Origin of the sequence: Pseudacidovorax sp. NFM-22, from assembly GCF_021401245.1 — a bacterium.
Lineage (GTDB): Bacteria > Pseudomonadota > Gammaproteobacteria > Burkholderiales > Burkholderiaceae_C > Xenophilus.
The window spans coordinates 372,727-398,596 of sequence record NZ_JACBFY010000003.1; the positions used below are offsets into that span (position 1 = coordinate 372,727).

At 66.5% G+C, this 25,870-nt stretch carries 20 protein-coding genes; 7 read left to right on the top strand and 13 right to left on the bottom strand.

The features are described from left to right. Positions 1-156: 156 nt before the first annotated feature. The 4 genes from L0984_RS12765 to L0984_RS12780 form a co-directional block, all read right to left on the bottom strand. Positions 157-477, bottom strand: a complete 321-nt coding sequence (locus L0984_RS12765) for a hypothetical protein (protein WP_234193942.1) — start codon at positions 475-477, stop codon at positions 157-159. A 93-nt stretch (positions 478-570) separates the two neighbouring features. After that, positions 571-1,065, bottom strand: coding sequence for a hypothetical protein (locus L0984_RS12770; RefSeq protein ID WP_234193943.1), 495 nt, complete (start codon positions 1,063-1,065; stop codon positions 571-573). Further along, positions 1,040-3,298, bottom strand: coding sequence for a M23 family metallopeptidase (locus L0984_RS12775; protein WP_234193944.1), 2,259 nt, complete (start codon positions 3,296-3,298; stop codon positions 1,040-1,042). Before L0984_RS12775 ends, L0984_RS12770 begins: the two co-directional genes overlap by 26 nt. 104 nt (positions 3,299-3,402) lie before the next feature. Beyond that, positions 3,403-5,979 (bottom strand): type VI secretion system Vgr family protein, encoded by a 2,577-nt coding sequence (locus tag L0984_RS12780; RefSeq protein WP_234193945.1) that lies wholly within the window; start codon positions 5,977-5,979, stop codon positions 3,403-3,405. 295 nt (positions 5,980-6,274) lie between these two features. On the opposite strand from L0984_RS12780, the gene L0984_RS12785 reads away from it, so the two are divergent. After that, positions 6,275-6,520 carry a hypothetical protein gene (locus L0984_RS12785; protein WP_234193946.1) on the top strand — a complete coding sequence of 82 codons (246 nt, stop codon included), beginning with the start codon at positions 6,275-6,277 and terminating at the stop codon, positions 6,518-6,520. Positions 6,521-6,556: 36 nt separating this feature from the next. Here the strand turns inward: L0984_RS12785 and L0984_RS12790 are convergent, their stop codons facing one another. From L0984_RS12790 to L0984_RS12810, 5 genes are all read right to left on the bottom strand, one after another. Next, positions 6,557-6,841, bottom strand: a complete 285-nt coding sequence (locus L0984_RS12790) for a hypothetical protein (protein WP_234193947.1) — start codon at positions 6,839-6,841, stop codon at positions 6,557-6,559. Positions 6,842-6,877: 36 nt separating this feature from the next. Then, the gene (locus tag L0984_RS12795; RefSeq protein WP_234193948.1) at positions 6,878-7,648 is read right to left on the bottom strand and encodes a Crp/Fnr family transcriptional regulator; all 771 of its coding nucleotides are present in this window, start codon (positions 7,646-7,648) and stop codon (positions 6,878-6,880) included. Positions 7,649-8,025: 377 nt separating this feature from the next. Continuing rightward, positions 8,026-8,706 (bottom strand): hypothetical protein, encoded by a 681-nt coding sequence (locus tag L0984_RS12800; protein WP_234193949.1) that lies wholly within the window; start codon positions 8,704-8,706, stop codon positions 8,026-8,028. Positions 8,707-8,714: 8 nt separating this feature from the next. Next, positions 8,715-10,151, bottom strand: coding sequence for a cytochrome-c peroxidase (locus L0984_RS12805; protein WP_234193950.1), 1,437 nt, complete (start codon positions 10,149-10,151; stop codon positions 8,715-8,717). Further along, positions 10,148-12,529, bottom strand: a complete 2,382-nt coding sequence (locus tag L0984_RS12810; protein ID WP_234193951.1) for a phosphoesterase — start codon at positions 12,527-12,529, stop codon at positions 10,148-10,150. Before L0984_RS12810 ends, L0984_RS12805 begins: the two co-directional genes overlap by 4 nt. A gap of 275 nt (positions 12,530-12,804) precedes the next feature. Here L0984_RS12810 and L0984_RS12815 point away from each other — a divergent pair, with 275 nt between their 5' ends. Continuing rightward, complete coding sequence (locus L0984_RS12815) at positions 12,805-15,108, top strand: LamG-like jellyroll fold domain-containing protein (protein WP_234193952.1); 2,304 nt, start codon at positions 12,805-12,807, stop codon at positions 15,106-15,108. 181 nt (positions 15,109-15,289) lie between these two features. Here L0984_RS12815 and L0984_RS12820 read toward each other — a convergent pair whose 3' ends face one another. From L0984_RS12820 to L0984_RS12830, 3 genes are all read right to left on the bottom strand, one after another. Then, positions 15,290-15,928, bottom strand: coding sequence for a YqhA family protein (locus L0984_RS12820; RefSeq protein WP_234193953.1), 639 nt, complete (start codon positions 15,926-15,928; stop codon positions 15,290-15,292). 63 nt (positions 15,929-15,991) lie between these two features. Beyond that, positions 15,992-16,408, bottom strand: coding sequence for a type II toxin-antitoxin system VapC family toxin (locus L0984_RS12825; protein WP_234193954.1), 417 nt, complete (start codon positions 16,406-16,408; stop codon positions 15,992-15,994). Continuing rightward, positions 16,405-16,650, bottom strand: coding sequence for an AbrB/MazE/SpoVT family DNA-binding domain-containing protein (locus tag L0984_RS12830; RefSeq protein ID WP_043118201.1), 246 nt, complete (start codon positions 16,648-16,650; stop codon positions 16,405-16,407). The genes L0984_RS12825 and L0984_RS12830 overlap by 4 nt, the downstream gene beginning before the upstream one ends. A 228-nt stretch (positions 16,651-16,878) precedes the next feature. Here L0984_RS12830 and acs point away from each other — a divergent pair, with 228 nt between their 5' ends. From acs to L0984_RS12855, 5 genes are all read left to right on the top strand, one after another. Further along, a complete protein-coding gene (gene acs, locus L0984_RS12835) occupies positions 16,879-18,879 on the top strand; it encodes an acetate--CoA ligase (protein ID WP_234193955.1) in 2,001 nt (666 codons plus the stop codon). A gap of 187 nt (positions 18,880-19,066) precedes the next feature. Then, entirely contained in the window at positions 19,067-20,071 is a 1,005-nt protein-coding gene (gene galE, locus L0984_RS12840) for a UDP-glucose 4-epimerase GalE (protein WP_234193956.1), read from the top strand. A gap of 33 nt (positions 20,072-20,104) precedes the next feature. Next, the gene (locus tag L0984_RS12845; RefSeq protein ID WP_234193957.1) at positions 20,105-21,529 is read left to right on the top strand and encodes a mannose-1-phosphate guanylyltransferase/mannose-6-phosphate isomerase; all 1,425 of its coding nucleotides are present in this window, start codon (positions 20,105-20,107) and stop codon (positions 21,527-21,529) included. 136 nt (positions 21,530-21,665) lie between these two features. Next, entirely contained in the window at positions 21,666-22,220 is a 555-nt protein-coding gene (locus L0984_RS12850) for a LapA family protein (protein WP_234193958.1), read from the top strand. Positions 22,221-22,337: 117 nt separating this feature from the next. Next, positions 22,338-23,255 (top strand): SDR family oxidoreductase, encoded by a 918-nt coding sequence (locus L0984_RS12855; protein WP_234193959.1) that lies wholly within the window; start codon positions 22,338-22,340, stop codon positions 23,253-23,255. Between the two features lie 384 nt (positions 23,256-23,639). Here the strand turns inward: L0984_RS12855 and L0984_RS12860 are convergent, their stop codons facing one another. Continuing rightward, positions 23,640-25,856, bottom strand: a complete 2,217-nt coding sequence (locus tag L0984_RS12860) for a hypothetical protein (protein WP_234193960.1) — start codon at positions 25,854-25,856, stop codon at positions 23,640-23,642. Between the last annotated feature and the right edge of the window lie 14 nt (positions 25,857-25,870).

Sequence of the window (25,870 nt, forward strand, 5' to 3'; positions counted from 1 at the left end):
CTATGGCGCTGCCAAAAGCTTACATGAATTGTTTTTGTATACCTGTTGGCATTTATTGTACTCAGTAGGAAAAAATCACGGGAGACTTACTTTTTTTAGTTCTGCTTATATATTCTAGATATTTTCCTTGGCGATTACCGGCCCCCGTCCTTGCCTCTAAATATTCTCTCCAGTTATTTTCCCGTTGATGATTTCGACCCTCTTGATTTCATAGTTGCCTAGTTCTTCCTCCTGATCCGGAATCACCTTGGATTGCCAGACCGCAGGTATATAGCTCCCTCCCTTGTACTGGACGTTTGCGAAAAGTTCTTGCCCAGTCTTCGCGTCCCGGTAGATGTGGAGCTTTAGCGCATATTGCTTTTCTCCCGCGTTTCTAATTTGGTACGAGCAGCAGCGCTTCTCCTCCAGCACTTCTGCGTAGGTTGTACTCAGTACGAGTAACGAAATCGCCAATAGAGTGGAGTGTTTGATGAGCATTGGTTCCGATCATGTGGAGTACAGAAGCCGTTGCAGGCGTCTCTCTTTTGGATCATGCCTGAGCAGGTTTCAGTTGGCTGATACATGATTGCTTTAGTATTTCCGAAACGTCTGCCAACCTGCTTTGCGACATTCCTCGTGGGAGAAATTATCTAGATTTTCTTCACTTGGAACATATTGAATCTTTCCATTATCCAGATTAATTATTACAGCTGAATCGGATACTAGTAGAGCATAATTTCTATTTTTCATGAATTGGACATCCATAACTCCTTGCCCTAAAATCTTCCTCTTGGCGGCTAGTGGACTTTTGCTGTCGACAATCGTCACGAATCCAATTTGCGGAGCGTTATAATTTAGTTCATCAGGAACGCCCCAAGCCACCAGCTTCGATTTATTACAATTCACCTCGTAGCCCCAAATCGTTCCTCTTGCATCTATGGAAATGCTGGTTCCGGCGGTGTCAGTCTCTATTTTTATTCTGTTGCCAGAAATTTTCGCGCCAATTATCTCTGCGCTTGCAGCGGAAATGTAGATGGCGATTAAGACGGATGCTGCTCGCTTAAATTTTTTCGCTAAGGTATTCATACGTGGATTTCGTATAGTTCCATCTATCTGGGTTCGGGGGTACTTCGTGAGGGTTGATCAATGCAGTGACTTTATTTGAGGCCAATTCATTAACACCTTGATCGCTCGCCATTCCTATTTTTTGCATCGCAAAATAAAATCCGGCGCTGTCTAAGGCTAGATATGGATCATTTCCAATAACCTCCGGATTGTTTATGATCGGTCCTGGTTTTCCTTTATTAAACCATTGAGGGTTAAAACTACTTTTTTGCAGCCATCCATGGAAAATCCAGAATTGCGCATAATTGTACCTTCCCGTTAATTGCTTCATACCGCGGCCACGAAATTTAAGACCGTCTCCCGGATCTGTATTTCCTAGGCTCTTTCGTCCCTCGTATCGGAGGAGATATTGAACTTGCGCGTGGTTTTGCGGAGTTTCAGTTAAAGGCCCACTTAATTCGTCTTGAATTGTCAGATGATTTTTTCGAATGGCCGCCGAAACCGCTATCGAAGTTTCTCTGGTTGCCATCAAAAAATAACTTTCTCTTGCCATCTGACCAAAAAAATGTGAAGCGCGGAGCCGATTACTGAGGCCGTATTTTCGAAGAGTTATTCCAAGGGGTATTTGATATAATTTGGAATAGTATTCGGCCGTTTTTCCGACCTCTAAGAAGATCTTCTTTGGATAAATCGAACTAATTTCTGATTTGTCCAGCCACATGCATTGATGAAGATGTTGGATGAAGCGCTTCGGATGCAAATGCCAATAGGCCTCCTTGTACTCCTGCGGCAGGTCATCGCAACCCAGCGCTTCGCAGTGCGCCGCGAACTCCTCCCAGCCGTGGCCTTCGGACATCCGGAATTCCTCATCCGTCTTCAGCCATTCATAGCGCTGGGTGATCGTGGCCTTGTCCCATTCGGTCGGAAATCGGCAGATCGCGTATTCGAGCTTGGCGCGGACTTCCGGCACGTTCAGCCGTTTGGCCAGCGCGTCCCGGTCTTTGAGGGTTTCGGGTTGCGCGGGGTCGCGGATCAGGCGCTTGAGTTCGACGGAGTCGCAGCGCTGGTCCAGCGGGCTGGTGTCGTCGTCAAAGCATTGCCAGCCCCGGAATGCCGGAAAGTCCGCATCGCTGAACTTGTAGGTGCCCGGCGCATTGAGGTCGGCCCACACGTGGCCGCTGTCGGTGGGAATGGGCCGCCAGTGAGCGGCATCGGCGGGCAGGGGGTCGGGCCCCAGGTTGCGGCCAAAGCGCAGCAGCTCGTACCAGCCGCTCGGGCTGCTGCGTGCCTGGTCGGCGGCGCTCAGGTCGTTGTGTCGGCGGTTGGCCTCCTTGTACATGTCGTACTCGAAGTCCTTTTCCACATACGGCTGCCCGATGCGCTGGCCCACCTGCAAGCCGCCGGCCCCGGCGGTGGCGCGGTAGCTGGTGAGCGTGGCATCGCCGCCCTGTGACGCTGAGCCCGAGGCACCGTAGCGGATTTCGACCCACTGCGCCTCGTGCAGCGTGTCGGGCTCGAAGTAGTCCGTCGCGGCACTGGCGCCGCCCGTCGGCTTTGCGCGCAGCTGCGACTTCGGCGGGCTGGTGCGCACGGGCGTGCCGCCGGGCAGGTAGACATAGATGCTGCCGAACACGGCGTCGGTTCTGCCGTTGTCCTTGGGTGGGGCGCCGGGGTCCGTCCAGCGCATCGGTCGGGCGGAGCCCAGCAGTTGCTGCAGGTCGCGGGCGTCCAGGCAGATCTCGAAGTGCAGCCGTCCTTCCTGGCCGAACAGGCGTCCGGCGGTGCCGATGGCGTCCTTGCGCCAGATGGGTTTGCCCGGCTGCACGGCGGCCTCGATGCGGGCCAGGTGCATGTACACGCTGTAGAAGGTGATCTGCGTCGGGGTGTCGCCGGTGGCGCCGATGTCGGTGGTGTGGCGCACGATCACGAGCCCGGTGTCGGTCCAGGCGGCGCGCTCGCCGTAGGGGTTGTAGTTGAGCGGGTGCTTCGGATCGTCGCTGTGGGGTGCGCTGTCGCGCCGGTAGATCACGGTGCCGTCGGCAATCGCCCGCACGGGCAGCCGATGCTTCTGGGCGTCGCACGGCGCGTCCAGGTGCATGCCGTTGTGCCAGGTGAGCTTGCTCACCAGCGGAAAGGAGCCCTGGGGTGCGCCTTTGGTGCCGTGGGAGGCATCGATGCATTCGGGCATGGCTGCATCGAGGAAGGCCGCTTCGTTGGCTTGCGGTGGCGGCAAAAAGGGCGGGCTGATGAGCATGGTGGGCGGCGACTGGAATGGCGGCTAAGCAGGGACGGAAGGCGCGACGAAAGTGCGAAAAGAAGGCGCGTGGAGCGCGGCGCTGCGGTGTGATCGCCGCCGCGTCAGCTGGAGGGGCCGAAGCGGCGTCCCTGCCGCCGCTCGGGTGGGTAGTCGCCCTGCGCAAAGTCCTGGCTCTGCACGGGTCGGCTCATCGGCCCCACCTGCGCATGCAGCGCCGCATGCTCCTGCCAGGTGCCGGCGGTGCCGTGGCGGATGCCCTGGGCGCTCCACTCGGTGTAGCTGCCGCCGCCGATGACCACGACTTTCTTGCGCGCCTGGATGCGGATGCGTCCTTCGACGCTGGTGATGCGCACGTCCTTGTGCGCCAGCAGCACCAGCTCGCCCTGGTGGGCCTGCACCTGGATGGGCCCGCGGCTGGCGATCCACTGCAGGCCGCCCTTGCGCACGAAGGTGCGCACGCCCTGGGCCGCTGCGGCCAGCCAGCGCTGCGCGGTGCTGATCGACAGGTGCTGGCCGGTGGTCACGGCGGTGTGCGTGCCGCTGTGCAGCTGGACGCTCTCGGGCGCGCTGGCCACGATGCCCGCCGGGCTGGCCAGCACCAGGTGCGGGGCTTCGAGTGGATCGGGGCGCTTGCGCTCGCCGGTGTCGCCGGCGATCTGGTCGTTCTGCGTGCGCAGGGCCTTCTGGACATCGTCCTGGTCCTCGCCGGCCTGCTGGGCGCCGTGCACCTGTGCGGCCTCGGCCAGCGCATCGTGCTGCTCATGCGCGGCGCGCAGGCGCTGCACCGTCTCGTCCATGTCGCGCATCGCGCCCAGCGCTTCGGGCCGCCCCTCGGTGGAGATCAGCATCCCGTCCTGCGCCCGAAGCACGCCGTGCCCATCGGTGCGCAGTTCGAAGCCGTCGCCGCGCGCATCCTTGCGGCCCTGGTGGTCCTCGACGCGCGTGATCGCGCCCAGGCTCAGGCTGGAGTGCTGGTGATCGCTCTTCAGCTGCGCCTGGATCTGCCCGGCCGTGTCGTCCATCACCAGGTGGTTGCTGCGCCCGGCTGCGCTGTTGCCGCCGCCGTCGGTCAGCTCCCGGCTGCGAAAGCCGCTGAGCGCCGATTCCTGCGGCAACTGCCAGGGCGGCAGGTTCAGCTGGTTGTGCACCCGGCCTGTGCAGAGGGGCAGGTCCGGATCGCCGCCCAGGAAGTCCACGATCACCTCCTGCCCGATGCGCGGGAGGTGCACGCCGCCCAGCTGGTTGCCCGCCCATGGGCTGGAGACACGCACCCAGCAGCTGCTGTGCGGGTTCTCCTGGCCTTGCCGGTCCCAGGGGAACTGCACCTTGATGCGGCCGAGTTCGTCAGTCCACAGCTCCTGGCCCTCGGGGCCGACCACGCGTGCGGTCTGCGGGCCGTGGGTGTGGGGCTTGGTGCGGGTGAGCGCCGGGCGCAGCGGCTCGGTGATGGGGTGGGCCAGCAGGTCCACCTGCACCTGCCAGCGTTGCTGCGCCTGGGGCCGGGCTAACGTCGCCCCCGCAGCCAGCGCCGCTTGGCTGTCCTGCCCGACGTCCTCAATGAGGAATTCAGTTTCCAGGATCAGGTATTCCGCATTGGCTGCCTCGCGCGGATGGCCCTGCAGCGTGAAGCTGAAGCCCGGCACCATGCCGCGCAGGTTGCCGCTGGCCCGTGCGCGGGCCCCGGCAGTGCGCAGCTGCTGCATGCGAAGCCGCGCAATCAGGTCGCCCTCGGCCCACGGGTCATTCGGGCCTGCGGTGCCGGCGCGCGGCTGGGCGTAGTGGGTGCCACCCAGGCTCGCGTGCCAGCTGTAGACCTCCGCCTCCGCAAAGCCGGTCGGGCGTGGATCGCTGCGGCTGACCGACACGTCGGCCCGGGGCCGGGTGTAGTCGTACTCGCGGCTGCTGTAGCGCCCGCTGGTGAGCCTGCTGGCGGGCATGAAGGCATGCAGGTACTCGGCATCGAGCTTCCAGCCGGGCGGGTGGTAGTCGACGGTGCGGTAGGCCTCGCTGGGGTTGGGGAGGAAGGCGCCCAGATGGTCCGAGAGCACCAGCCGGTGGGCGCCGGCGTCATGCTCGAAGTGGTAGCTGATGCCCCACTCCTGGCACAGCCGCTCGAAGAAGGCGAAGTCGCTTTCGTTGAACTGGGTCTGGTAGTCGCGCAGGGGGAAGGACTCGGCCAGGCGCTTGTCGACCGGGAAGGGATAGTTCGACAGCAGGGCGTCCAGGATGTCGACGACGGTGGCGTTCTGGAAGATGCGGCAATCCGCGTTCAGCGTGGCCAGATGCAGCCAGGGGCGCAGGACGAGGCGGTAGCGCAGGCGGCGGCCGTGCTCGCCCAGCAACTCTGCTTCGGTGATGAGGGCGTTGATCTGGCGGACGCCGGCGCCGATCCGATCGGAGGCGGCGCCGGTACCACCCGGCATGAAGGTGCCGGCGCCGTCGAGTTCGATCTCGCAGTGGATCTCGCGGCCGATCAGTGCGTCCAGATCGATGTCGGCGCAGGCATCGGCCAGGGCCCCGGGGGCCAGCGCATCGGGGGTCTGCAGGATCAGCTCATAGGTGAAGAGGGCATTGACGCCCTCGTGGCCCGACAGCCGCACGGGCTGCAGCAAGGGCGTGCCGGCAAAGTCCGGCAGTGCGGGCGAATGCACCCGCAGCGTGTGTGACAGCGTAGCCATGGAACCCTCTCCCTTTGCGCCGCGCTTTCGTTTGCTTTGTTATGGGCGCGAAGGCGGCGCGGGGAGGGTAAATGCGGGTCTTGGCGGTCCGCCGCACTCGGCGCGGAAGGCGGCAACTTTTGCCGTGATCCGTGGAATAGTTCCCCGGCTCAAACCTCCGCATCTGCGGATGGTCGGTCCTCACGCCGCTGGCAGAAAAAAGTTGTCCATTTGGAAAAAATGCGGCGCTGCCCGAGGCCTCCGGGCAATGTGCACGCTCCTTGCATCGCATGCCGAATCGCGCACAGGAGTCGGCATGAGTCACGCATCAGAACAGGTCCCCGTTCCCCAACCCGATCTGGCCGCACGGCTGGATGCGATTCACGCATTCCTGCGTTTGACTTCTTTTTTCGTATCCCGCGTGACGCTGGGCAATGCCATCGAGGGTTATGCGCGCGTGCACAAGCTCACGCCGCTCCAGGCGGCGAGCGAGGTGGAGGAGCGGCTCTCTGAATCCAGCCTGGCGCCCGCCCAACTCGTGGGCTATGCAGGGCAGGAGTGAGGACGGGGCGGTGCGCGAAGCCCCGTCGCGGTGCGGCTAACGGTGCCTGCGGCGCGCGCGCCAGGCCAGCGTGGCGTAGTCCTTGAACAGCAGGTCGCGGTACAGCATGTACAGGCCGCGCAGCAGGAACACCACGCAGAGCAATGCGGCGGACACGGTGACGACGATGTAGGCGCCGCTGCCGGCGCTGGCCGGTGCCGCCACAAAGATGGCAAAAAATACGACCAGAAAAAGCAGGATGGAATAAAGCAAAAGAACCAGCCCGCGCCATTTACCCAGCCGGCGGGCCGCATATTCGGGACTGAAAATGAACTTAAGCATTCGTCTTGCGCACCGGACCGGCAAAGCAATCGCAGGTCACGCCCATTTGGGCTTCTTGTAATTGGTAGCGCTCGATTCCTTGCTGGCTTGCTGCTGCTGTTGCTGCTGATAAATCTTGCGCAGCGATTCCTGCGTTTCTCCAAAAAGGGTGTCGTATTCGTCGGATTCCTCCAATTGAATCGAATCGCCGCTTCGGCGCAATTGGCCGCGCTGCTCCAGGTCGTTGATGACCTTGTTGACGACGCCGCGCGACAGGCCGGTGTACGACGCGATGAGCGCCTGGGAGATGCGCTTGCTGAAGGCCCGGGTGCCCTGCGGTGCGAGTTGCGTCAATTCATGCAAGACCCGTGCCACCATCTTCTCGGCCGACAAGGTGCTGCGGCGGCGCAGCTGGCGCCGGAGCATGTTGGCGCGTTCGAGGCTGATGTCCACCAAAGCCATCGAGATCGAGGGGTACTGCGTACAAAGTCCGCGTACGATGTCCATGGGTAGCACGTAAACGGCCGAGGGCAGGGCGGCCACCAGGGTGAGTTCGGAGATGTTGGGGCGGTCGGCCTGTGCAAGGGGGCCGCTCAGGTAGATGTCGTTGACGCGCAGGAAGTTGGTGGTGATCAGTTCCGCGCGTTGAGTGGCGTCGGTGGGCAGGCCCACCCGCAGCAGCCCCGAGGCAACGCAGTACATCGAAAACGCAGGCTGGCCCGTAAGTAGAACTACGTCATTTTTGCGGTAGTGCCGGAGTTCCACGAACCGCATCAGCTGCTGGCGCACCCCTTGGGGCACTTCGGAAAGCAAAGGATGAATCAACATGCGCGTACAAACCGGCCGCAGCCGAAATAATGAGTAGCGCCCAATGTGACGATTCGCTGCATGCGTTGCAAGGAGGCTGAAAGTAGTAACGCATGCTAGAAGCTGGGATGTGGGCTTGTGCGCACGAAATCATCGGAATTGAAGACTTGCTGACACTTTAGGCTTAATAAAAGTGAAGGAAATGAGAAAAAATCTCTATCTCCGCAAGATTTCTACTGAATTCAGCAACGATTAGCGGTGTGGTTGTAAAGGGGTCCCGCCGGCCCCAAGACACAACGCCCATGGCCCTGTGAAGGGGCCATGGGCGTTGTGCTTTGCGGGGTGGGGGCAGGCCGTTGGATGGCTTGCCAAGGGCGGCCGCGGCGGCCGGGATGAGCTCAGGTGCCGCCGACGGGCACCCAGCCCTCGGGCCCATGCGTGAAGGCCTGGCGCAGCTGCAGGCTGCCCGCGCCCTGCACCACGCGCGCCACCATCGGAAACACGCGCTGTGCATCGGCATCGGCGGCCCAGGGCGCGGGCTGCACGTGGTAGGTGTAGGTGACGACCACGGAGCCGCTATCGGCCGCGGGGTGCCCGGGCTCGGGCGCCCAGCCGACGACGCGGTCGAGCGTGAGGTGGGCGGCACAGAAGTCGGCCGGCGCCGCGGCGCCGGTGGCGGTCTTGCGGGCGATGAAGTACTTCTGGCCTTCGGACGTCAGGGTGTAGCGCGTGGCGGCGGTGGCGGGCGCCTCGGCCGTGGCGGGCAGGGCGATGTCTTCGGCCTGCACCAGGCCCAGGTGCTGCAGCACGGGCATCTGCACGGCGTCGCGCGCATGGGCCCGGGCGTCGGCCTGGGTCACGTCGATGGGCCAGTGGGTCTTGCCCAGGCACAGGTCGCCGTGGCGGGCCAGGTACAGCTCGGTGGCGGCATGCAGGGCGCCGGGGTCCACGGTGGCTTCGTGCTGGCAGCCGGCCAGCAGGGCGGCGGCGCAGAGCAGCGCAGTGGCAGCGGGCACGGCCAGGCGGGTGCGCGGGGCGACGGGGCCAGGGGCGGGAAGGGGCAGGGTGGTCGGGGTCATGGGGCGCGTCATTGGGCGCAGTCTTCGGGCTTGAGTGGTTGGGCGGCCGTGGTGTCGGCGTCGTCCAGGGTGTGCAGGAAGCAGATCAGGTCATGGATGTCCTGCTCGGACATGGGCGGCTTGGCGCCGGGCTTGCGGCCGTCCATGGGCATCTGCGGGTCGATGTTGGGCAGGTAGGCGCTGGGCAGGTCGTCGAACTTCCGGACGGTGCCGCCGGTGTACTGGGTGGTGATGAGGCCGTAGGTCGGAAAGGCCGGGTCGTTCTTGGCCTTGGGCTGGCCGCCCACGATGGGGTACCACAGCTCGGGGTTGGTGTCGCGCGTGTTGTAGAAGCGGATGACCTGCTCCAGCGTGTGCATCACCCCGTTGTGGAAGAAGGCACTGCGCGTGGCCACGTTGCGCAGCGTGGGGGCCTTGAACATGCCGCAGAAGCTGTTGGCCGCCCCGGGGCTGGCGGGCTGGTGGTCGGTGCGCAGGGGTCCGCACACGCCCATGTCGTAGTACGTGGGGTCGGCATTGGCGGCGATGGCGGCATTGCGCGGCACGCCGATGGCCTCGTACGAGAAGTCGGTGAACAGGGCCGAGCTGCCGTTGAGCCCCGCGCCCTGGTAGTGGCACGAGGCGCAGTTGCCGGTGGCGGGGTCGGTGAAGACCTTCAGGCCCCGCACTTCCGCGGGCGAGAGGTTGCCGCCCAGCTTGTTGCTGGCGTAGCGGTCGAACTTGCTGGTGTAGGGGTGAAAGCTGGTGTCTTCCAGCTGGTAGGCCTGCAGGGCCTGCACGGCGCTGGCGAAGGCGGTGTCGGGGTTGTCGAACACATGCGCGCCGAAGGCCTGGGTGATGAGCGGTGCATAGCTGGCGGCCTGCAGCTTGCGCACCACGTCGGCCGGGCTGGCGTTGGCCATTTCGGCGGCGTTGAGCAGGGGCACGCGGGCCTGGTCGGCCAGGGTGTCGGCGCGGCCGTCCCAGGTGAAGCCGCCGCCGGGGCCGGGGGCGCTGATGCCGTCGGGGTTGTCCAGCAGGTCGGCGTAGGCGGGGGTGAATTCCTTGTAGCGCAGCGAGGGCACGGCGCGGGTGCCAGGCTGGTCCAGCTTGGGGCCGCCCAGCTGCACGGCCAGGTCGTTGGCGGGGGCGTAGGCATGGGCCGGGTCGTGGCATGAGGCGCAGCTCATCTGGCCCGAGCCCGACAGGGCCTTGTCGAAGAACATCTTCTGGCCCACCTGGGCGGCCAGGCTGAGCGGGCCGGAGGCCGGCGCGGGGGCAGCCGCAGGCGCCGCCACCGCAGGGGCGGGCGCTGCCGCGCCGCCGCCGGCGCCCAGCCCCAGCGGCAGGGCGCTGCCGCCCCCGCCGCTGCCGCCGCCGCAGCTGGCCAGGCCCACCGCCACGGCTGCCGCCGCCGCCACCGCCAGGAGCGTGGCGCCGGCCGCCGGAGCGATGGTCCGCCTCATGGCTTGACGGCCCAGACGTTGGTCTGGTTGGCGTCGGGGCCGGTCTGCGCGGCCAGGGTTGCGTCGGCGGACTGCTTCTGCGTGTAGCCGGCGGGCGCCACGAAGGCGTGGTTGATGGGCCGCACGCTGTCGAAGTGCGTGTCGGCGCTGCCGGCGTACTCGGGCAGGTTCAGGATGTTGGCGGCGATGAAGGCCTCGGTGTACTTGGAGCGGTTCATGTACGAGGCATCGTTGCCCGGGTCGGCCAGGCCGAACATGTCCTGCAGCGTGCGCACGAAGGCGAAGTGGCTGTAGGCGTCACTGTCGACCACGCCCTTGGGTGCGTTGGGCTGGTTGGTCAGGATGCCGAAGATGCTCTCGCCGTGGCCGCGGTTGCCCATCTGGTAGTTGTTGATGGTGGTGTCCTGCGACCAGCTGCCGTCCGCGTTCTGCTGCAGCGGGTTGGGCATGTTGGTGGTCTGCTTGACCTTCAGCGGGTTCCAGCCGCAGCACGAGTTGAAGCCGGCGGTGGCATTGCCCTCGTCGAACATCAGCACGATGGCGACGCGCTTGTTGGGGTTCTGCCAGAGCGGCGAGGCCTGGATCTTCTTGACGACGTAGTCCACGTAGTTGTCGCCGCGCGTGATGATGGGTGACACGGCGCTGGTGGCCACGTTGTTGGCCACGCTGCTGCAGTCGCTGGCCGATGCGGTGGTGCCGCCGCCGTTGGTGCCCTTGACCGTGATGCCGTGCATGTCGTCGCACTGGTCGGGCATCAAAAAGTTGAGGTTGCCCACGTTGCCGCTGGCCAGGTCGGTGCCCAGCTGGTCGATGTCGTAGCCGGTGGGTGTGGCGTAGGCGCTGGCCTTGCCGAGTGCCGCATCCCACTGGCCGCCGCCCATGGTGCGGTTGCTGTACTTCCACTCGGGCGCGCTGCGCACGTTCTGGTAAGCCATGCCGGGGTGGTGCTTGGTCTTGTACAGGCCGGCGGGCATGGGCAACGTGAGCGTCGAGTCGCCGATGGTGCTGGTGTTGGGGCCCAGGGTGCCGGGCGGGTAGACATGGTCCTGCGCGGTGACGGCGGCGTCGGCCACGCTGTCGGTGCGGAAGTCCTGGCCCGGGTTCATCGACTCGCTGTAGGTGCGCCAGGTCATGCCGGCGGCGGTGATGGCGTTGAACAGGTTGGGCCGGCCCACGATGTTGTGGCTGACGGCGGCGGTCTGCGTGCAGGTGGTCTTGAAGGGCGAGCTGGCCAGGCCGGGCTGGGTGTTGTCGGGCACGGGCAGGTCCTGCACGGCGGTGGGGCCGGTGGCGTCGCAGTTCCACTGGCTGTCGTCGGTGATGCCGAAGTCGTCGGCGCCGCCCAGGGCGGTGTAGTTGGGCTCGCTGGGATTGCCGGTGGCGTAGTAGCTCACCAGCTGGTTGCCGGCCTGCAGGTAGGCGTTGATCTTGGGCGCGTAGGGCGAGTTGACGATCGACGAGGTCGCCTTGTTCTCCAGCATCACGATGAAGATGTTGTCGTAGCGCGGGATGCCCTCGACGTTGAAGGCGGCCTGCTGGGCCTGCGCAAAGGTGATGGGCTTGCGCGTGTCGGCCGTGTTGGCGGTCAGGGCGGTGACGCCGTTCTTGCCCGTCAGGCGCGGGTCGCCGCCGGGCACGGCCAGCGCGTCGGGGTACAGGTCGCCGCGGTCGAGCTTGGCGGTGGCGTAGACATAGCGGTTGTTCAGCGCATTGGCCTCGGCCAGCAGGGCGGCCTGGGCCTTGCCGCTGGCCTGGTTGAAGTCGCCCAGCACGGCGGTCTCGGCCACGCCCAGGCGGCTGGCGACGTTCTTGCGCTCGGTGGCATAGCTGCTGCCGTTGGCGTCGATCAGGCGGGCCACCTCGGCCGACAGCGGGCTGATGACGACCTGCGCGGCCTGCTGGTCGCTGACCTGGCCGGCGCTGATGCGCAGCGCCTCGCGGGTGGCCACGGCCTGGCCGGTGGCGGTGTTCTTGGCGCTGGTGCCAATGTCGGCCAGCAGGGCCGAGCCAGCGGGCACCGACAGGCTGAACTTGCCGCTGGCGTCGGTGGTGGTGGCGGTCTCGCCGTCGTCGCAGCGGCCGTTGTTGTTGCTGTCCACGCAGACCTTGGCGCCCGCGAAGTAGCCGGCCGAGAAGACCGGGTCGGTGGCGCTGCCGGACTTGAAGGCCGTGGCCGCGACCACGCCGTTCACGGCCACGGTGTTGGCCGTGCTGCCGGTCTGGCCGCCGTTGTTGCTGTTGCTGCCGCTGCTGGTCGATGCCGGCAGGAAGGCGATGCCGTCGTTGCCACCGCCGCCGCAGGCGGTCAGGGCCGCAGCGGCCAGCACGGTGAGGGCCGGGAGAAGAAGACGTGAAGTCGAAGGGGCGGTGGGTTTCAAGATGACCTCTTGATCGTGGGCTGGAAATGCAAACCCGCTGAATGTTGGTCAATGGCGGTGTCACGCCCGTGAAGGAAAGCTGAAACGATGCTGACTTCTGGCGCGTGCAGTGGCGGCATTTCGTGGCCGCGCGCGAATCCTTGTTTTTGCTTAAACCAAGCTGACCAAGGCTGGGAAATATTCAGGTGGACTTGTCACTTGAATGTAAAGACGCGTCCCGATCATTTCGCCTTTTTCCGGCGCGCTGCATTGCGCCGTTCCATCGAGGGTTCGAAATGAGTGAATACCAAAATACGCGCATTCCCGCGACGTTGAATATCGACGAGCTCGCGCGCGTCAACGAGATCCAGCGCCGGCGCCTGCTCCAGCTGATGCTGGCGGGCTCGGCCGTGGGCGTGTCGGGGGTGCTGGCGGGCTGTGGTGGCGATGGCAGCACGCTGTTGCCGGCGTCTTCTTCCTTGGGCGGTGGCAGTGCCGCAGCACCTGCGCCGGCCGCCGCACCGGCGCCCGCTGCCGCGCCGCAGACGCAACCCACGCAGGATGTGCCGACGTCGTCGTTTTCGGTGATGGTGCTGCCCGACACGCAGTTCTATTCGCGCTATGCGTCGCAAAAAATGGGCATGCTCTACCAGAAGCTCTATGCCGATATCGATCCGCGCTACAACAATCCCTTCAAGGCGCAGACGCAATGGATCGCCAGCAATGCGCAGCAATTGAAGACCGCCTTCACCATGCATCTGGGTGACGTGGTGGACCAATCCTGGTATTACTCGTCAGAAAAATCCGCGCCCTGGAGCGCCTCCACCGACCTGGTGGGCAATGGGCAGATTGCGGCCAATACGGTTCAAAAGGAATGGGAATTGGCCAGCCAGGCCATGCAGGTGCTGGAGCAGGCCAAATGCCCCTATTCCATCTGCGCCGGCAACCATGACGTGGGCGCCATCGGCTCCGACATGCAATGGGGCCCCGACTGGGGCGTGGGCGTGACCGGCTTCGACAACACCGACGGCTACCAGGACGGCGGCAGCCACCGCGTGAAGCTGTTCGAGCCCTACCTGCAGGTGTTTCCCACCGCGCGGGCTCAGCAGCAGTCCACCTTCGGCGGGCGGCATTCCTCCGGCTTTCACGAGTACCACGTGTTCCAGGCCGAGGGAAACCGCTTTTTGGTGCTCTCGATGTCGTGGCGCGCGTCCGACGACGCCATCGCCTGGGCCAATCAGGTGATCCAGAAGAACCCGACGCTGCCGGTCATCCTGATCAACCACCAGCTGATGGGCATCGGCCAGGACGGCGTGACCGCCGTCGACACGGCGTATTCCAACTACATGTGGGACAGGCTCATCAAGAACAACGACCAGATCTTCATGGCCGTGAACGGCCATTACCACGGCTCTTGCACCGTGACGAAGAAGAACGCCTTCGGCCATGACGTGTTCCTGATGGTGGTGGACTACCAGATGGCCTACATGGGCGGCAACGGCCTGATGCGCATGTACGAGTTCGACCTGACCCACAAGAAGATCGTGGCCAGCTCCTTCTCGCCGTGGGTGCCGGTCAAGCCGCAGGCCGAGCTGAACAACTTCGACTCGGCTTGGCTCACGGAGGCCAACCAGGGCTTCACCCTCGACATCGACTTCGCGGCGCGCTTCGGCGGCTTCAACCCCGGCTTTGTCGTGCCGGCCGGCACGCGCACCAAGGCCATCACGCAGCAGGCCAAGGAGACGATCCTCACCAACTTCAAGAGCCCCACCGTGGCCGCGAGCCGGCCGGCGTCGGGCCCCGACGACTATCCCAAGGTGGCCAACACGCTGGCGCACTGGCGCTTCTACAGCAGCACCGCGGCCGAGGGCGACAAGTTTCCGTACCAGAACGGCCAGCAGATCGCCGACGTGTCCCCCGCGGGCGCCAACCCCATCTCGGTCAACACCTGGATGGGCAAGGACGGCGACCTGGTCTGGTCCAAAAGCCACCACCCGCTGTCGGCCGCGCCGGGCAGCCTGCGCTTTCTGAATGCCACCGGCAGCCGGGCCTCGTACTTCACCACCGACAAGACCTCGAAGCTCAACACCGAGCAGTTCCTGAGCGGCTACACGGTCGAGGCCTTCGTCTACATCGACCCGGCCTTCGACGCCAACGTCAACGGCTGGATGGGCATCCTGTACCGGCTGGGCGCGCGTTCGCACCTGCAGGGCTTCGGCAGCGGCGAGGGCGACACCCCCATGATGTTCGCGCTGTCGAACCTGATGGAGTTCCAGTGGGAGATCGTGCCCACCGACCAGGCGACCAACCTGACCTGCTGGTCGGGCAGCATCTCGGCGGGCCAGTGGCTGCACGTGGCCATCGTCAACGACCCGGCGGATGGCTACGCGACCACGATGTACGTGGAAGGTGCGCCGGTGCTGCGCAACAACAGCAACATGCACGGCATCCAGTACGTGGCCGCCCAGCAGCAGATGGCCATCGGCTGCGGCCAGTGGGCCGACGGCATGTCCACCGGCTTCCTCGGCAGCCTGGGCGAGATCCGCATCGTCGGCGCGCCCCTGCCACCGAGCCAGTGGCTGACGGCGCGGGCGAGCTGAGGCCCTGCTCCCTCTCCCCTTGCGGGAGAGGGTTGGGGAGAGGGGGCGGCCCCCGCAACTGCCCTCTCCCCCTCAGGCGGGCCTCAGCACGCGCGAGCGGAGGCTGTTCATGTAAAGAAAAGCCCGCCTGACTTTCGCCGAGGCGGGCTTTGGGAACTGGGGCAGTGCCGTGGGGCGACGCTCAGTGCCCGCCGTTCTTCTTCCCATGCCCTCCCGTCGTGCTCATCAGCTTGTCGGTATAGGCAATCGCCATCGCCGAGAACAGGAAGGCGACGTGGATCACCGTCTGGGCGATCAGCACCTTCTCGGTGTAGTTGTCGGCGTTGATGAAGGTCTTGAGCAGGTGGATCGAGCTGATGCCGATGATCGACATCGCCAGCTTGACCTTGAGCACCGAGGCATTGACGTGGCTCAGCCACTCGGGCTGGTCGCGGTGGCCTTCGAGGTTCATGCGGCTCACGAAGGTCTCGTAGCCGCCCACGATCACCATGATCAGCAGGTTGCTGATCATCACCACGTCGATCAGTGCCAGCACCACCAGCATGATCACCGTCTCGTTCAGGGTGGTGATGGGCGCGGTGGTCTTGTAGCCGATGCTGTTGATCAGGGCCTGCAGCGCGTTCTGGTTGCCGAAGGCGGCCTCCACCAGGTGCAGCAGCTCGACCAGGAAATGCACCACGTACACCGCCTGCGCCACGATCAGGCCCAGGTACAGGGGCAGCTGCAGCCAGCGGCTGGCGAAGATCAGGTTGGGCAGGGGGCGCAGGGGAGAGGTGCGCTTGACGGGCGCGGGCGGAGTCGGGTCGTTCAGGTCGGCCATGGAGATCGGACGGAGAGGAAAAGGAAAGGGGTAAGGGGTGCGGGTGCAAGCCCCGGGACGGCGCTAGTGCGAGCCGGGGCGCAGACAGCGAATCTGCACGTTCAATGTGTCAGCCAGCGCAAGCCAGGGCCGGTCCGCCGTGAGCACGGGCGCCTGCAGTCGGGCGGCCACGGCCAGGCACAGGCGGTCTCCGAGGCTGAGGCCGTGCGCGCGGGTCAGGCTGCGCCAGTGACCGGCGCGCGTGCCATCTTCGGCGGTGACGTCCACCACCTGATAGCCCAGGTCGGCCACCACGGCATCGATGACCTCCGGCGGCATCTGGCGGTCGAGCAGCTTGGCCACGACTTCGCACTGGTTGGCGGCGGTCACCAGGCAGGGGCGGTCGTGCAGGGCCTCTTCCACTTCGAGATGGCCGGGCTCTTCCTGCAGAAAGGCCAGGATCGCCGAGGCGTCCAGCACGATGGGCGATGGCGTGCTCATTCGGTGTCGGCGGCGCGACGGCGGTCGGCCGCGAGTTCTTCGGACAGCGACGGGGAATCCTTGGCCACGGTTTGCTGAAAGCGTTGCTGGGCGCGATGCAGCTGGGCGCGGCGGGTAGTGGCGACCAGTTCGCCATCGCGCACCTGCCAGATCAACTGGTCGCCGTCGTGCAGGCCCAGCTGCTCGCGCAAGGCGGCAGGAATGACGGCTCTGCCATGGTGGATGTTGGAGGTGGCTTGCATGGCAAATGGGGCAATCTGCGGCGGGGTCTGGCATTTTCACTGGATTGCTCCGACTTTGCCATACACCATGGGTTGGTGGGGCGCATGGCAGGTTGATTAGCATGCTCGGGCTCGTCCGGCCGCCGGACCCCTGCGTCAGAGCCTCGTAAGACGCCCGCGGGACAGTACACCGCGTTCCCCTTTTCGCCATCAAGATCGGGCCCATCCAGCCCTCCAGGAGACAAGACCATGAGCAGCAGCTCGGCTTCCACCATCCAGTCCGTGCTCGTCGAAAACCGCGTCTTCGAGCCCAGCGCCCAGGCGCAGAAGGGCGCCCGCGTGGCGGGCATGGCGGCCTACCAAGCGCTGTGCGACGAGGCCAATCGCGACTTCGACGGCTTCTGGGCCCGCCAGGCCCGCGAGCACCTGAACTGGACCAAGCCCTTCAGCCGCACGCTCGATGAGTCCAATGCACCCTTCTACAAGTGGTTCGACGACGGCGAGCTCAACGCCAGCGCCAACTGCCTGGACCGCCACATCGGCACCCCGGTCGAGAACAAGACGGCCATCGTCTTCGAGGCCGACGACGGCACGGTCACCGAGGTCACGTACAAGGAACTGCTCTCGCGCGTGAGCCGCTTCGCCAACGCGCTCAAGGCGCAGGGCATCGGCAAGGGCGACCGCGTGATCGTCTACATGCCCATGGGCGTGGAAGGCGTGGTCGCCATGCAGGCCTGCGCGCGCATCGGCGCGACGCACAGCGTGGTCTTCGGCGGCTTCTCGGCCAAGGCGCTCAACGAGCGGATCATCGACGCGGGTGCCGTGGCGGTGATCACGGCCAACTACCAGCTGCGCGGCGGCAAGGAGCTGCCGCTCAAGGCCATCGTGGACGACGGCATCGCCCTGGGCGGCTGTACCACGCTCAAGACGGTGCTGGTGTACGAGCGCACGCCCTCGGCCTGGAACAAGGTCGAAGGCCGCGACAAGACCTTCGACGAGGCGCTGCAAGGGCAGGGCGACGACTGCCCGCCGGTGGCGGTGGGCGCGGAGCATCCGCTGTTCATCCTCTACACCTCGGGCTCCACCGGCAAGCCCAAGGGCGTGCAGCACGCCACCGGCGGCTACCTGCTGTGGGCCAAGATGACGATGGAGTGGACCTTCGACATCCGGCCCGAAGACGTCTTCTGGTGCACCGCCGACATCGGCTGGATCACCGGCCACACCTACGTGGCCTACGGCCCGCTGGCGGCGGGCGCGACGCAGGTGGTGTTCGAGGGCATTCCCACGTACCCGAACGCCGGCCGCTTCTGGCAGATGATCGAGAAGCACAAGGTCAGCATCTTCTACACGGCGCCCACGGCGATCCGCTCGCTGATCAAGGCGGCCGAGTCGGACGAGAAGGTGCATCCCAAGAACTGGGATCTGTCGTCGCTGCGCATCCTGGGTTCGGTGGGCGAGCCGATCAATCCCGAGGCCTGGATGTGGTACCACCGGAACATCGGCCACGAGCGCTGCCCCATCGTCGACACCTTCTGGCAGACCGAGACGGGCGGCCACGTGATCACGCCGCTGCCGGGCGCCACGCCGCTGGTGCCGGGCTCCTGCACGCTGCCGCTGCCGGGCATCATGGCCGCCATCGTGGACGAGACGGGCAAGGACCTGCCCAATGGCGCCGGCGGCATGCTGGTCATCAAGCGGCCCTGGCCCTCGATGATCCGCACCATCTGGAACGACCCCGAGCGCTTCAAGAAGAGCTACTTCCCCGAGGAGATGGGCGGCACCATCTACCTGGCCGGCGACGGCGCGGTGCGCAGCGAAGACCGCGGCTACTTCCGCATCACCGGCCGCATCGACGACGTGCTGAACGTGTCGGGCCACCGCCTGGGCACCATGGAGATCGAATCGGCCCTGGTCGCCAAGACCGACCTGGTGGCCGAGGCCGCCGTGGTGGGGCGTCCCGACGACGTGACGGGCGAGGCGGTGTGCGCCTTCGTCGTGCTCAAGCGCGGCAGGCCCACGGGCGAAGAGGCCAAGCAGATCGCCAACGAGCTGCGCAACTGGGTGGCCAAGGAGATCGGGCCCATCGCCAAGCCCAAGGACATCCGCTTCGGCGACAACCTGCCCAAGACGCGCAGCGGCAAGATCATGCGCCGCCTGCTGCGCAGCATCGCCAAGGGCGAGGCGATCACCCAGGACACGTCGACGCTGGAGAACCCGGCGATCCTGGAGCAGCTGGCGCAGACCAACTGAGCGCGGCCGGCGGGGGGCGGCCGCTGCGCCGCCCGCCGCTGCAACACAGCGACTGCAAAGATTTGTCACCGTGCTTACAACCAAAGTGCGGGTAGATGCGTATTGCGCGTCAGTTGGTCAGGAGCTGTTTAAGATCGGGTGCCACCGCATTACCTTTCGGTAGCGATTTTTCACAAAGCCCCGACCCATGATCCTCGTCACCGGCGGCGCCGGCTTCATCGGCTCCCACACCTGCGTCGCGCTGGCGGCGGCGAACCGTCCCTTCGTCGTCCTCGACAACTTCGACAACAGCCGGCCCGATGTGCTGACGCGCGTGGGCCAGATCATCGGCCGCGAGGTGCCCTTCGTGGAGGGCGACGTGCGCGACGAGGCGCTGGTGCGGCGGGTGCTGGCGGAGCACGGCATCACGGCCGTCATCCACTTCGCGGCATTGAAGGCGGTGGGCGAGTCCATGGCGCAGCCGCTGCGCTACTACGACAACAACGTCGCAGGCACCGTGACGCTGCTGCGGGCCATGCAGGCCTCGGGCGTGCGGCAGATGGTGTTCTCGTCCTCTGCCACCGTGTACGGCGACCCGGACACCGTGCCCGTGCGCGAGGACTTTCCCTTCCGTCCCGCCAACGTCTATGGCCACACCAAGGCCATGATGGAGCAGATGCTGGCCGACCTGTGCGCGGCCGAGCCCGACTGGCGGGTGGCGCGCCTGCGCTACTTCAACCCGGTGGGCGCGCACGAGAGCGGCCTCATTGGCGAAGACCCGCAGGGCATTCCCAACAACCTGATGCCCTATGTGGCCCAGGTGGCCGTGGGCCAGCGCGCCGAGCTGAGCGTGTTCGGCAACGACTACCCCACGCCCGACGGCACCGGCGTGCGCGACTACATCCATGTGATGGACCTGGCCGAAGGCCATGTCGCCGCGCTCGACCACCTGGACCGCCAGGCCGGCCTGCTGACTGTGAACCTGGGCACCGGCCGCCCGGCCTCGGTGCTCGATCTGGTCAAGGCCTTCGAGCGGGCCTGCGGCAAGCCGATTCCGTACAAGGTGGCGCCGCGCCGCGCGGGCGACGTGGCCGAATACTGGGCCGACCCGGCGCTGGCAAGCCAATTGCTGGGCTGGCAGACCCGCCGCGACCTCGACACCATGTGCGCCGATGTCTGGCGCTGGCAAAGCGGCCGCGCGGCTGCCGCCTGATCCTTTCTCGCTATCTACGCCTCTGCCGCCGTGATGCCCGTCATCCTCTCCGGTGGCTCCGGCACGCGGCTGTGGCCTCTGTCGAGGGCTGGCTGCCCCAAGCAGTTCCTGGGTCTCACCGAAGAGCAGACGCTGTTCCAGCTCACCGCGGCGCGCCTGGCGGGCCTGAACGGCAACGCGCCGGTGCGGCCGCTGGTGGTGTGCAACGACGGCCACCGCTTCATCGTGGCCGAGCAGCTCCGCGAGAAGGGTCTGAGCGCCCATGCGATCGTGCTGGAGCCCGTGGCGCGCAACACGGCGCCGGCCATTGCGGCGGCGGCCGTGACCGCGATGGCCGACGGCCAGGACCCGGTGCTGCTGGTGTTGGCCGCCGACCATGCCATTCCCGACACCGCCGCCTTCCACGAGACCGTGCGCGCCGGCCTGTCCGCTGCCGAGGCGGGCAAGCTGGTCACCTTCGGCATCGTGCCGACGGCACCCGAGACGGGCTACGGCTACATCAGCGTCGCCAACCGCATCGACGCCGCGGCGCCGGTGGCGCCCATGGCCGTGCAGGCCTTCGTCGAGAAGCCCGACCTGCAGACCGCCCAGGGCTACCTGGAGGGTGGCCGGCACCTGTGGAACAGCGGCATGTTCCTGTTCAAGGCCTCGGCCTACCTGCAGGAGCTGGAGCGCTTCGCGCCCGCCATCGCCCGCGCTGCGCGCGAGGCCGTCGAGAAGGGCAAGAAGGACCTGGATTTCGTGCGCCTGGACGCCGAGGCCTTCGCCACCTCGCCCGAGGACTCCATCGACTACGCCGTGATGGAGAAGACCGACAAGGCCGTGGTCGTGCCGCTGCGCGCCGGCTGGAGCGACGTGGGCGCCTGGAACGCCGTGTGGGAAGTCAGCGCCAAGGACGCGCAGGGCAACGCCTTCCGCGGCGATGTGGTGGCGCACGAGGTGCGCAACAGCCACGTGCATGCCGAGCACCGCCTGGTGTCGGTGCTGGGCATCCAGGACGTGGTGGTCGTCGAGACGGCCGACGCCGTGCTGGTGGCCAGCAAATCCAGGGTGCAGGACGTCAAGAAGATCGTCGAGAAGCTCAAGGCCGACGGCCGCTCCGAGGCCTCGGCGCACCGCAAGGTCTACCGGCCCTGGGGCGCCTACGACTCCATCGACCATGGCGACCGCTACCAGGTCAAGTGCATCACGGTGAAGCCCGGCGAGAAGCTGTCGGTGCAGATGCACCACCACCGCGCCGAGCACTGGATCGTGGTGTCGGGCACGGCCAAGGTGCAGATCGGCGACAAGGAGATCCTGCTCTCCGAAAACCAGTCCACCTACATCCCGCTGGGCGTGATCCACGCGCTGGAGAACCCCGGCAAGATCCCGCTGGAGCTGATCGAGGTGCAGTCGGGCGCCTACCTGGGCGAGGACGACATCGTCCGCTTCTCCGACCGCTACGGCCGCGTGGGCTGAGCGTCGCGCCTTCGCCGACCGCGGCCACCTGTTGCGCGGCCGACCCACAGCGGGCGGCGCCCGTGGCCGACACGGCCGCGCGGCCTGGCCGATGTACAACCCGGGGCTTTCCACATCGAAAAAGAGAGGAAGCCCCATGGGTGTGCGCTCCATCGTCCTGTTCGTCATCGCCATCGTCATCGCGGCCCTTGCCGCGCTGAACTGGGGCACGCTGTCGGCGCCCACCGCCATGTCGCTGGGTGTCACCACGGTCACGGCACCGCTGGGTCTGGTCATGCTGGGCCTGACCGTGCTGCTGGCCGCCTTCTTCCTGGCCTATGTGCTGTGGCTGCAGGGCACGGTGCTGCTCGACGCCCGCCGTCACACCAAGGAACTGCAGGCCCAGCGCGAGCTGGCCGACAAGGCCGAGGCCAGCCGCTTCACCGAGCTGCGCACCTTCCTCGAAACACAGGAAAACGCCCACATGGCCCGCAATGGCGAGCGCCATGCGGCCCTGCTGGCCCGCATCGAACAGCTCGAAACCGCCCTGCGCCAACGTGCGGAGCAGGCGGACAACACGCTGGCCGCGCACATCGGCCAGCTGGAAGACCGGCTGGATCGACGGGCCGCTGCCGCGACCGCGTCGACGCCCGTGGCCGTGACGCCGCTCAGCGCCGCGCCGGCGCCCGTGGCCTTCGACCCGCGTCCCTGAGGGCGCACATTCGGCCGCCGACCGCGGCCACCGCCTCGGAGACAGGGGCGGACCGGAGGGGCCGGTACAGTGCTCGTTTCGCATTTCCGACGAGACAGCCCCGAAAGGACGCCCGCAATGACCACCCCCTCCCTCGACTTCAACGGCCGTGTGGCCATCGTGACCGGCGCCGGCGGCGGCCTGGGCCGGCAGCATGCGCTGGCCCTGGCGCGTCGCGGCGCCAAGGTGCTGATCAACGACCTGGGCGGCGCGGTGGACGGGCAGGGCGGCTCGCCCACGGCGGCGGAGCGCGTGGCGCAGGAGATCCGCGACATGGGCGGCGAGGCGCTGGCCAATGGCGCTTCGGTGACCGACTTCGCCGCCGTGCAGGCGATGGTGCAGCAGGCGGTGGACGCCTGGGGCCGTGTCGACGTGCTGGTCAACAACGCCGGCATCCTGCGGGACAAGAGCTTCAGCAAGATGGAGCTCGACGACTTCCGCCTGGTGGTGGACGTGCACCTGATGGGCGCCGTGCACTGCACCAAGGCCGTGTGGCCGATCATGAATGCGCAGAAGTACGGCCGCATCGTCATGACCAGCTCCTCCTCGGGCCTGTACGGCAACTTCGGCCAGAGCAACTACGGCGCCGCCAAGATGGCGCTGGTCGGCCTGATGCAGACGCTGAGCCTGGAAGGCGCCAAGAACAACATCCACGTCAACTGCCTGGCGCCCACGGCCGCCACGCGCATGACCGAGGGCCTGATGCCGCAGGAAGTGCTGGACGCCCTCAAGCCCGAGGCCGTGGTGCCGGCCATGCTGGTGCTGGCGCACGAATCGGCGCCCACGCGCACGGTGCTGTGCGCCGGCGCCGGCACCTTCGAGGCCGCGCACATCACGCTGACGCAGGGCGTGCACCTGGGCCTGGGCGACACGGTGCCCGAGCAGCTCGCCGCGCGCCTGGCCGAGGTGACTGACCGCAACGGCGAGCAGGTGCCCCAGAGCGGCTCGGCCCAGGGCACCAACGAAGTCAGCCAGGCGATGGCGGCACAGCGCTGAGGCCGGCGGACGTTCCGCACCGTTCGCGCGGAGTTCAGTTGAAGCGCTGCGCCCCGGCTTCGACAGGCTCAGCCCGAACGGGTGGGGTGGGTGGCTTGACCGTTTCACATACCCACATACCCACATACCCACATACCGTTCGCGCTGAGCTTGTCGAAGCGCTGCGCCTCGGCTTCGACAGGCTCAGCCCGAACGGATGGGGTGGGCGGCTCGACCGTTCCACAGACCGTTCGCGTGGAGCTTGGTCGGAGCGCTGGGCCCCGGCTTCGACAGGCTCAGCCCGAACGGTTGGGATGGGTGGCTCGACCTTCCCACATACCGTTCGCGCTGAGCTTGTCGAAGCGCCTCCCTAATCCCCTAACGAACCGCGCGCGCAGGGGCGCATCACCCCCCTGGCGTCTGCACCGTGGCCGGCGCCGCGCCGCCCGGCATCGTCGCCGCCGGCTGCACGGCCTGCGGCAGATGCCGCTCGAGCCAGCCCGTGCGCCAGCCCCACACCACCAGCGCGCCGGCGACCACCAGCACGCCCAGCCCCACCAGCCAGCCGCTGCTGCGGTCGGCATAAGGGTCCTGCAGCACACGCTTGGCGCCCGGCGGCAGTTTGGCCATCCGCGACAACGATCCGCCCAGCCGTACGCTCACCTTCATCCGCCCGTTGATGGCCCAGCCGCTCGCATCCAGGATCGGGCCCAGGCTGCGCTGGCGCAGCTTGATCCAGGCGATCAGCATGCTCGGCCCCGAGATGGCCACCACCACGCCGACCAGCGCAATGGGAATCCACGGCCCCAGGTCGACGAACTTGGTGAACATGGCCACGAGCACCGCGCTGATGCTGCCCATGGCCACGCCCAGCGCGGCCACGGTGCCCACGTCGATGCGGCCGGGCAGCTTGGGCAGGGCGGCCGGCTGCCCGGCGGTGGCCGGCGGCACGGCCTTGTCGGCCGTGGCCACGGTGGTCGCCACGCTGCTCAGGCTGGCCTGGGCCGTGGCCTCGCTGGCGGCGGCGCGCTTGGCCACCTGCTCCTCGACCAGTCGGATGAACTTCTTGTAGGGCGCCACGAAGGCCTGCGCCACGCTGGTCGGGTTGTCGATCAGCTGGGTGATGGTGGCGTCCCAGTCCTTGCCCTCGCGGTCGTAGAACACGCCGTTGCGGCCGACGAACAGGAAGTCGGTGTCGCCCGCGGTGAAGGCGGCCACGATGGTCTGCTTGTCCTTGCCGCGGGTGCATTCGCAGTAGGCCAGGCAGGTCTTGGCCAAACCGGCCAGCATGGCGTGCTTCTTGGCGTCGGCGACCCGCACCACCAGGTCGCAGCTGCGGCCGTCCAGGTACAGGCGCCCGGCCTGGAAGATGGCGCCCCGCCGGGCGTAGAAGTCCTCGAACGAGACGAAGTTGCGCAGCAGCCGGTACAGGTCGCGCTTGAAGCGCAGCAGCCGTTCCAGGTCGACGAGGCGCTGGTTGTGGGCCTCTTCCGCCTCGTCCTGGGTGAGCAGGGCCAGCACGGCGGCTTCGGCTGCGAGCCAGGTTTCGAGTTTGTCGGGCGGTGTATCGGCCGCGCTGCCCAGCCGGGTCGGCGGGCGGCTGGCCAGCCAGCGGCGGCAGGGCGCCAGCCGCTCGCGCAGCAACGCCCACTGCCCCTCGTCGATGGCTTCGAGTGCCTCGCCCAGCAGCGGTGCGACGGCGCGCTCGCGCAGCTGGGTCAGCGCGCCGGCCCAGGCCGGATTGACGCGGCCCGCCATCGGCAGCGTACGGCCGGGCGCCACCGGTGCCAGCGGCAGGGCGGCCAGCGCGGGCGAGTGTGTGTCGATGGCGCTGCCCGCCAGCGCGTCGTAGGCCGCCGAGGCCGGGTTGAGGGCCGGGACGGCCTGCGGATCGAAGGCCGCCACGCTGCAGCGGGCGAAGAAGTCGTCCACCTTGGCTTCGACGGCATCGAGTGCCGCCGCGGCCGCCAGCGTGGCCTCGCCCAGCGGCATGGTGGCGTCGTCGCTCACGGCCTTGGCCTGCCAGTCCGCCAGCGCGTGCGCCTGCTGGAAGAAGGCCTCGGCCTGGGCCCGCTGGATGCCCATGGCGCCGCTGCGATCCGCGACGCCGCCCTGGGTCTGGATGATCCGCTCGATGACGGCGCGGACGCCGTCGTCCTCCGCGGTCGCAGGGGTGATGACGCCGTCGCCGTTGAACCGCAGGGATGCGAGCAGTTCGCTGCGTCCCGTCACATCCTCCAGCGTGAGCGCGGCGGCTTCTTCCTTGCCGACGATGCGCAGGATGCGCCGGGCCTCGGCATGCAGCGCGCTGCGGTCGGCAATGTCGTCGGGGGAGAGGGTGTCGCCGCCCGTGATGAGCAACTGCGCGTCGCGCAATTCGCCGCAGGCCCATTCGCAGGCGGCGATCAGCTCGGGCGGACGGATGCGCCCGTCGTTGTTGGTGTCGATGAGGGCGAGGGTGCGGCTGTCGAATTCCAGGCCCTGCACCGGGCAGGCCAGGGCGACCCACAGCTTGCGGTCCAGCTGGCCGATGTAGGCGATGTCCTCGCCCCGGCGGATCAGCACCTGGTCGACGCCGCCGGTGCGGGCGAATTCCCAGACGTGGCGCCCGGGGGGGGCCACGTCCGGCGTATCAG

Bases quoted from the DNA above. Each gene is read 5' to 3' on its own strand.
- L0984_RS12765 (WP_234193942.1), bottom strand. From the start codon at position 477: ATGCTCATCAAACACTCCACTCTATTGGCGATTTCGTTACTCGTACTG.
- L0984_RS12770 (WP_234193943.1), bottom strand. From the start codon at position 1,065: ATGAATACCTTAGCGAAAAAATTTAAGCGAGCAGCATCCGTCTTAATC.
- L0984_RS12775 (WP_234193944.1), bottom strand. From the start codon at position 3,298: ATGCTCATCAGCCCGCCCTTTTTGCCGCCACCGCAAGCCAACGAAGCG.
- L0984_RS12780 (WP_234193945.1), bottom strand. From the start codon at position 5,979: ATGGCTACGCTGTCACACACGCTGCGGGTGCATTCGCCCGCACTGCCG.
- L0984_RS12785 (WP_234193946.1), top strand. From the start codon at position 6,275: ATGAGTCACGCATCAGAACAGGTCCCCGTTCCCCAACCCGATCTGGCC.
- L0984_RS12790 (WP_234193947.1), bottom strand. From the start codon at position 6,841: ATGCTTAAGTTCATTTTCAGTCCCGAATATGCGGCCCGCCGGCTGGGT.
- L0984_RS12795 (WP_234193948.1), bottom strand. From the start codon at position 7,648: ATGTTGATTCATCCTTTGCTTTCCGAAGTGCCCCAAGGGGTGCGCCAG.
- L0984_RS12800 (WP_234193949.1), bottom strand. From the start codon at position 8,706: ATGACCCCGACCACCCTGCCCCTTCCCGCCCCTGGCCCCGTCGCCCCG.
- L0984_RS12805 (WP_234193950.1), bottom strand. From the start codon at position 10,151: ATGAGGCGGACCATCGCTCCGGCGGCCGGCGCCACGCTCCTGGCGGTG.
- L0984_RS12815 (WP_234193952.1), top strand. From the start codon at position 12,805: ATGAGTGAATACCAAAATACGCGCATTCCCGCGACGTTGAATATCGAC.
- L0984_RS12820 (WP_234193953.1), bottom strand. From the start codon at position 15,928: ATGGCCGACCTGAACGACCCGACTCCGCCCGCGCCCGTCAAGCGCACC.
- L0984_RS12825 (WP_234193954.1), bottom strand. From the start codon at position 16,408: ATGAGCACGCCATCGCCCATCGTGCTGGACGCCTCGGCGATCCTGGCC.
- L0984_RS12830 (WP_043118201.1), bottom strand. From the start codon at position 16,650: ATGCAAGCCACCTCCAACATCCACCATGGCAGAGCCGTCATTCCTGCC.
- acs (WP_234193955.1), top strand. From the start codon at position 16,879: ATGAGCAGCAGCTCGGCTTCCACCATCCAGTCCGTGCTCGTCGAAAAC.
- galE (WP_234193956.1), top strand. From the start codon at position 19,067: ATGATCCTCGTCACCGGCGGCGCCGGCTTCATCGGCTCCCACACCTGC.
- L0984_RS12845 (WP_234193957.1), top strand. From the start codon at position 20,105: ATGCCCGTCATCCTCTCCGGTGGCTCCGGCACGCGGCTGTGGCCTCTG.
- L0984_RS12850 (WP_234193958.1), top strand. From the start codon at position 21,666: ATGGGTGTGCGCTCCATCGTCCTGTTCGTCATCGCCATCGTCATCGCG.
- L0984_RS12855 (WP_234193959.1), top strand. From the start codon at position 22,338: ATGACCACCCCCTCCCTCGACTTCAACGGCCGTGTGGCCATCGTGACC.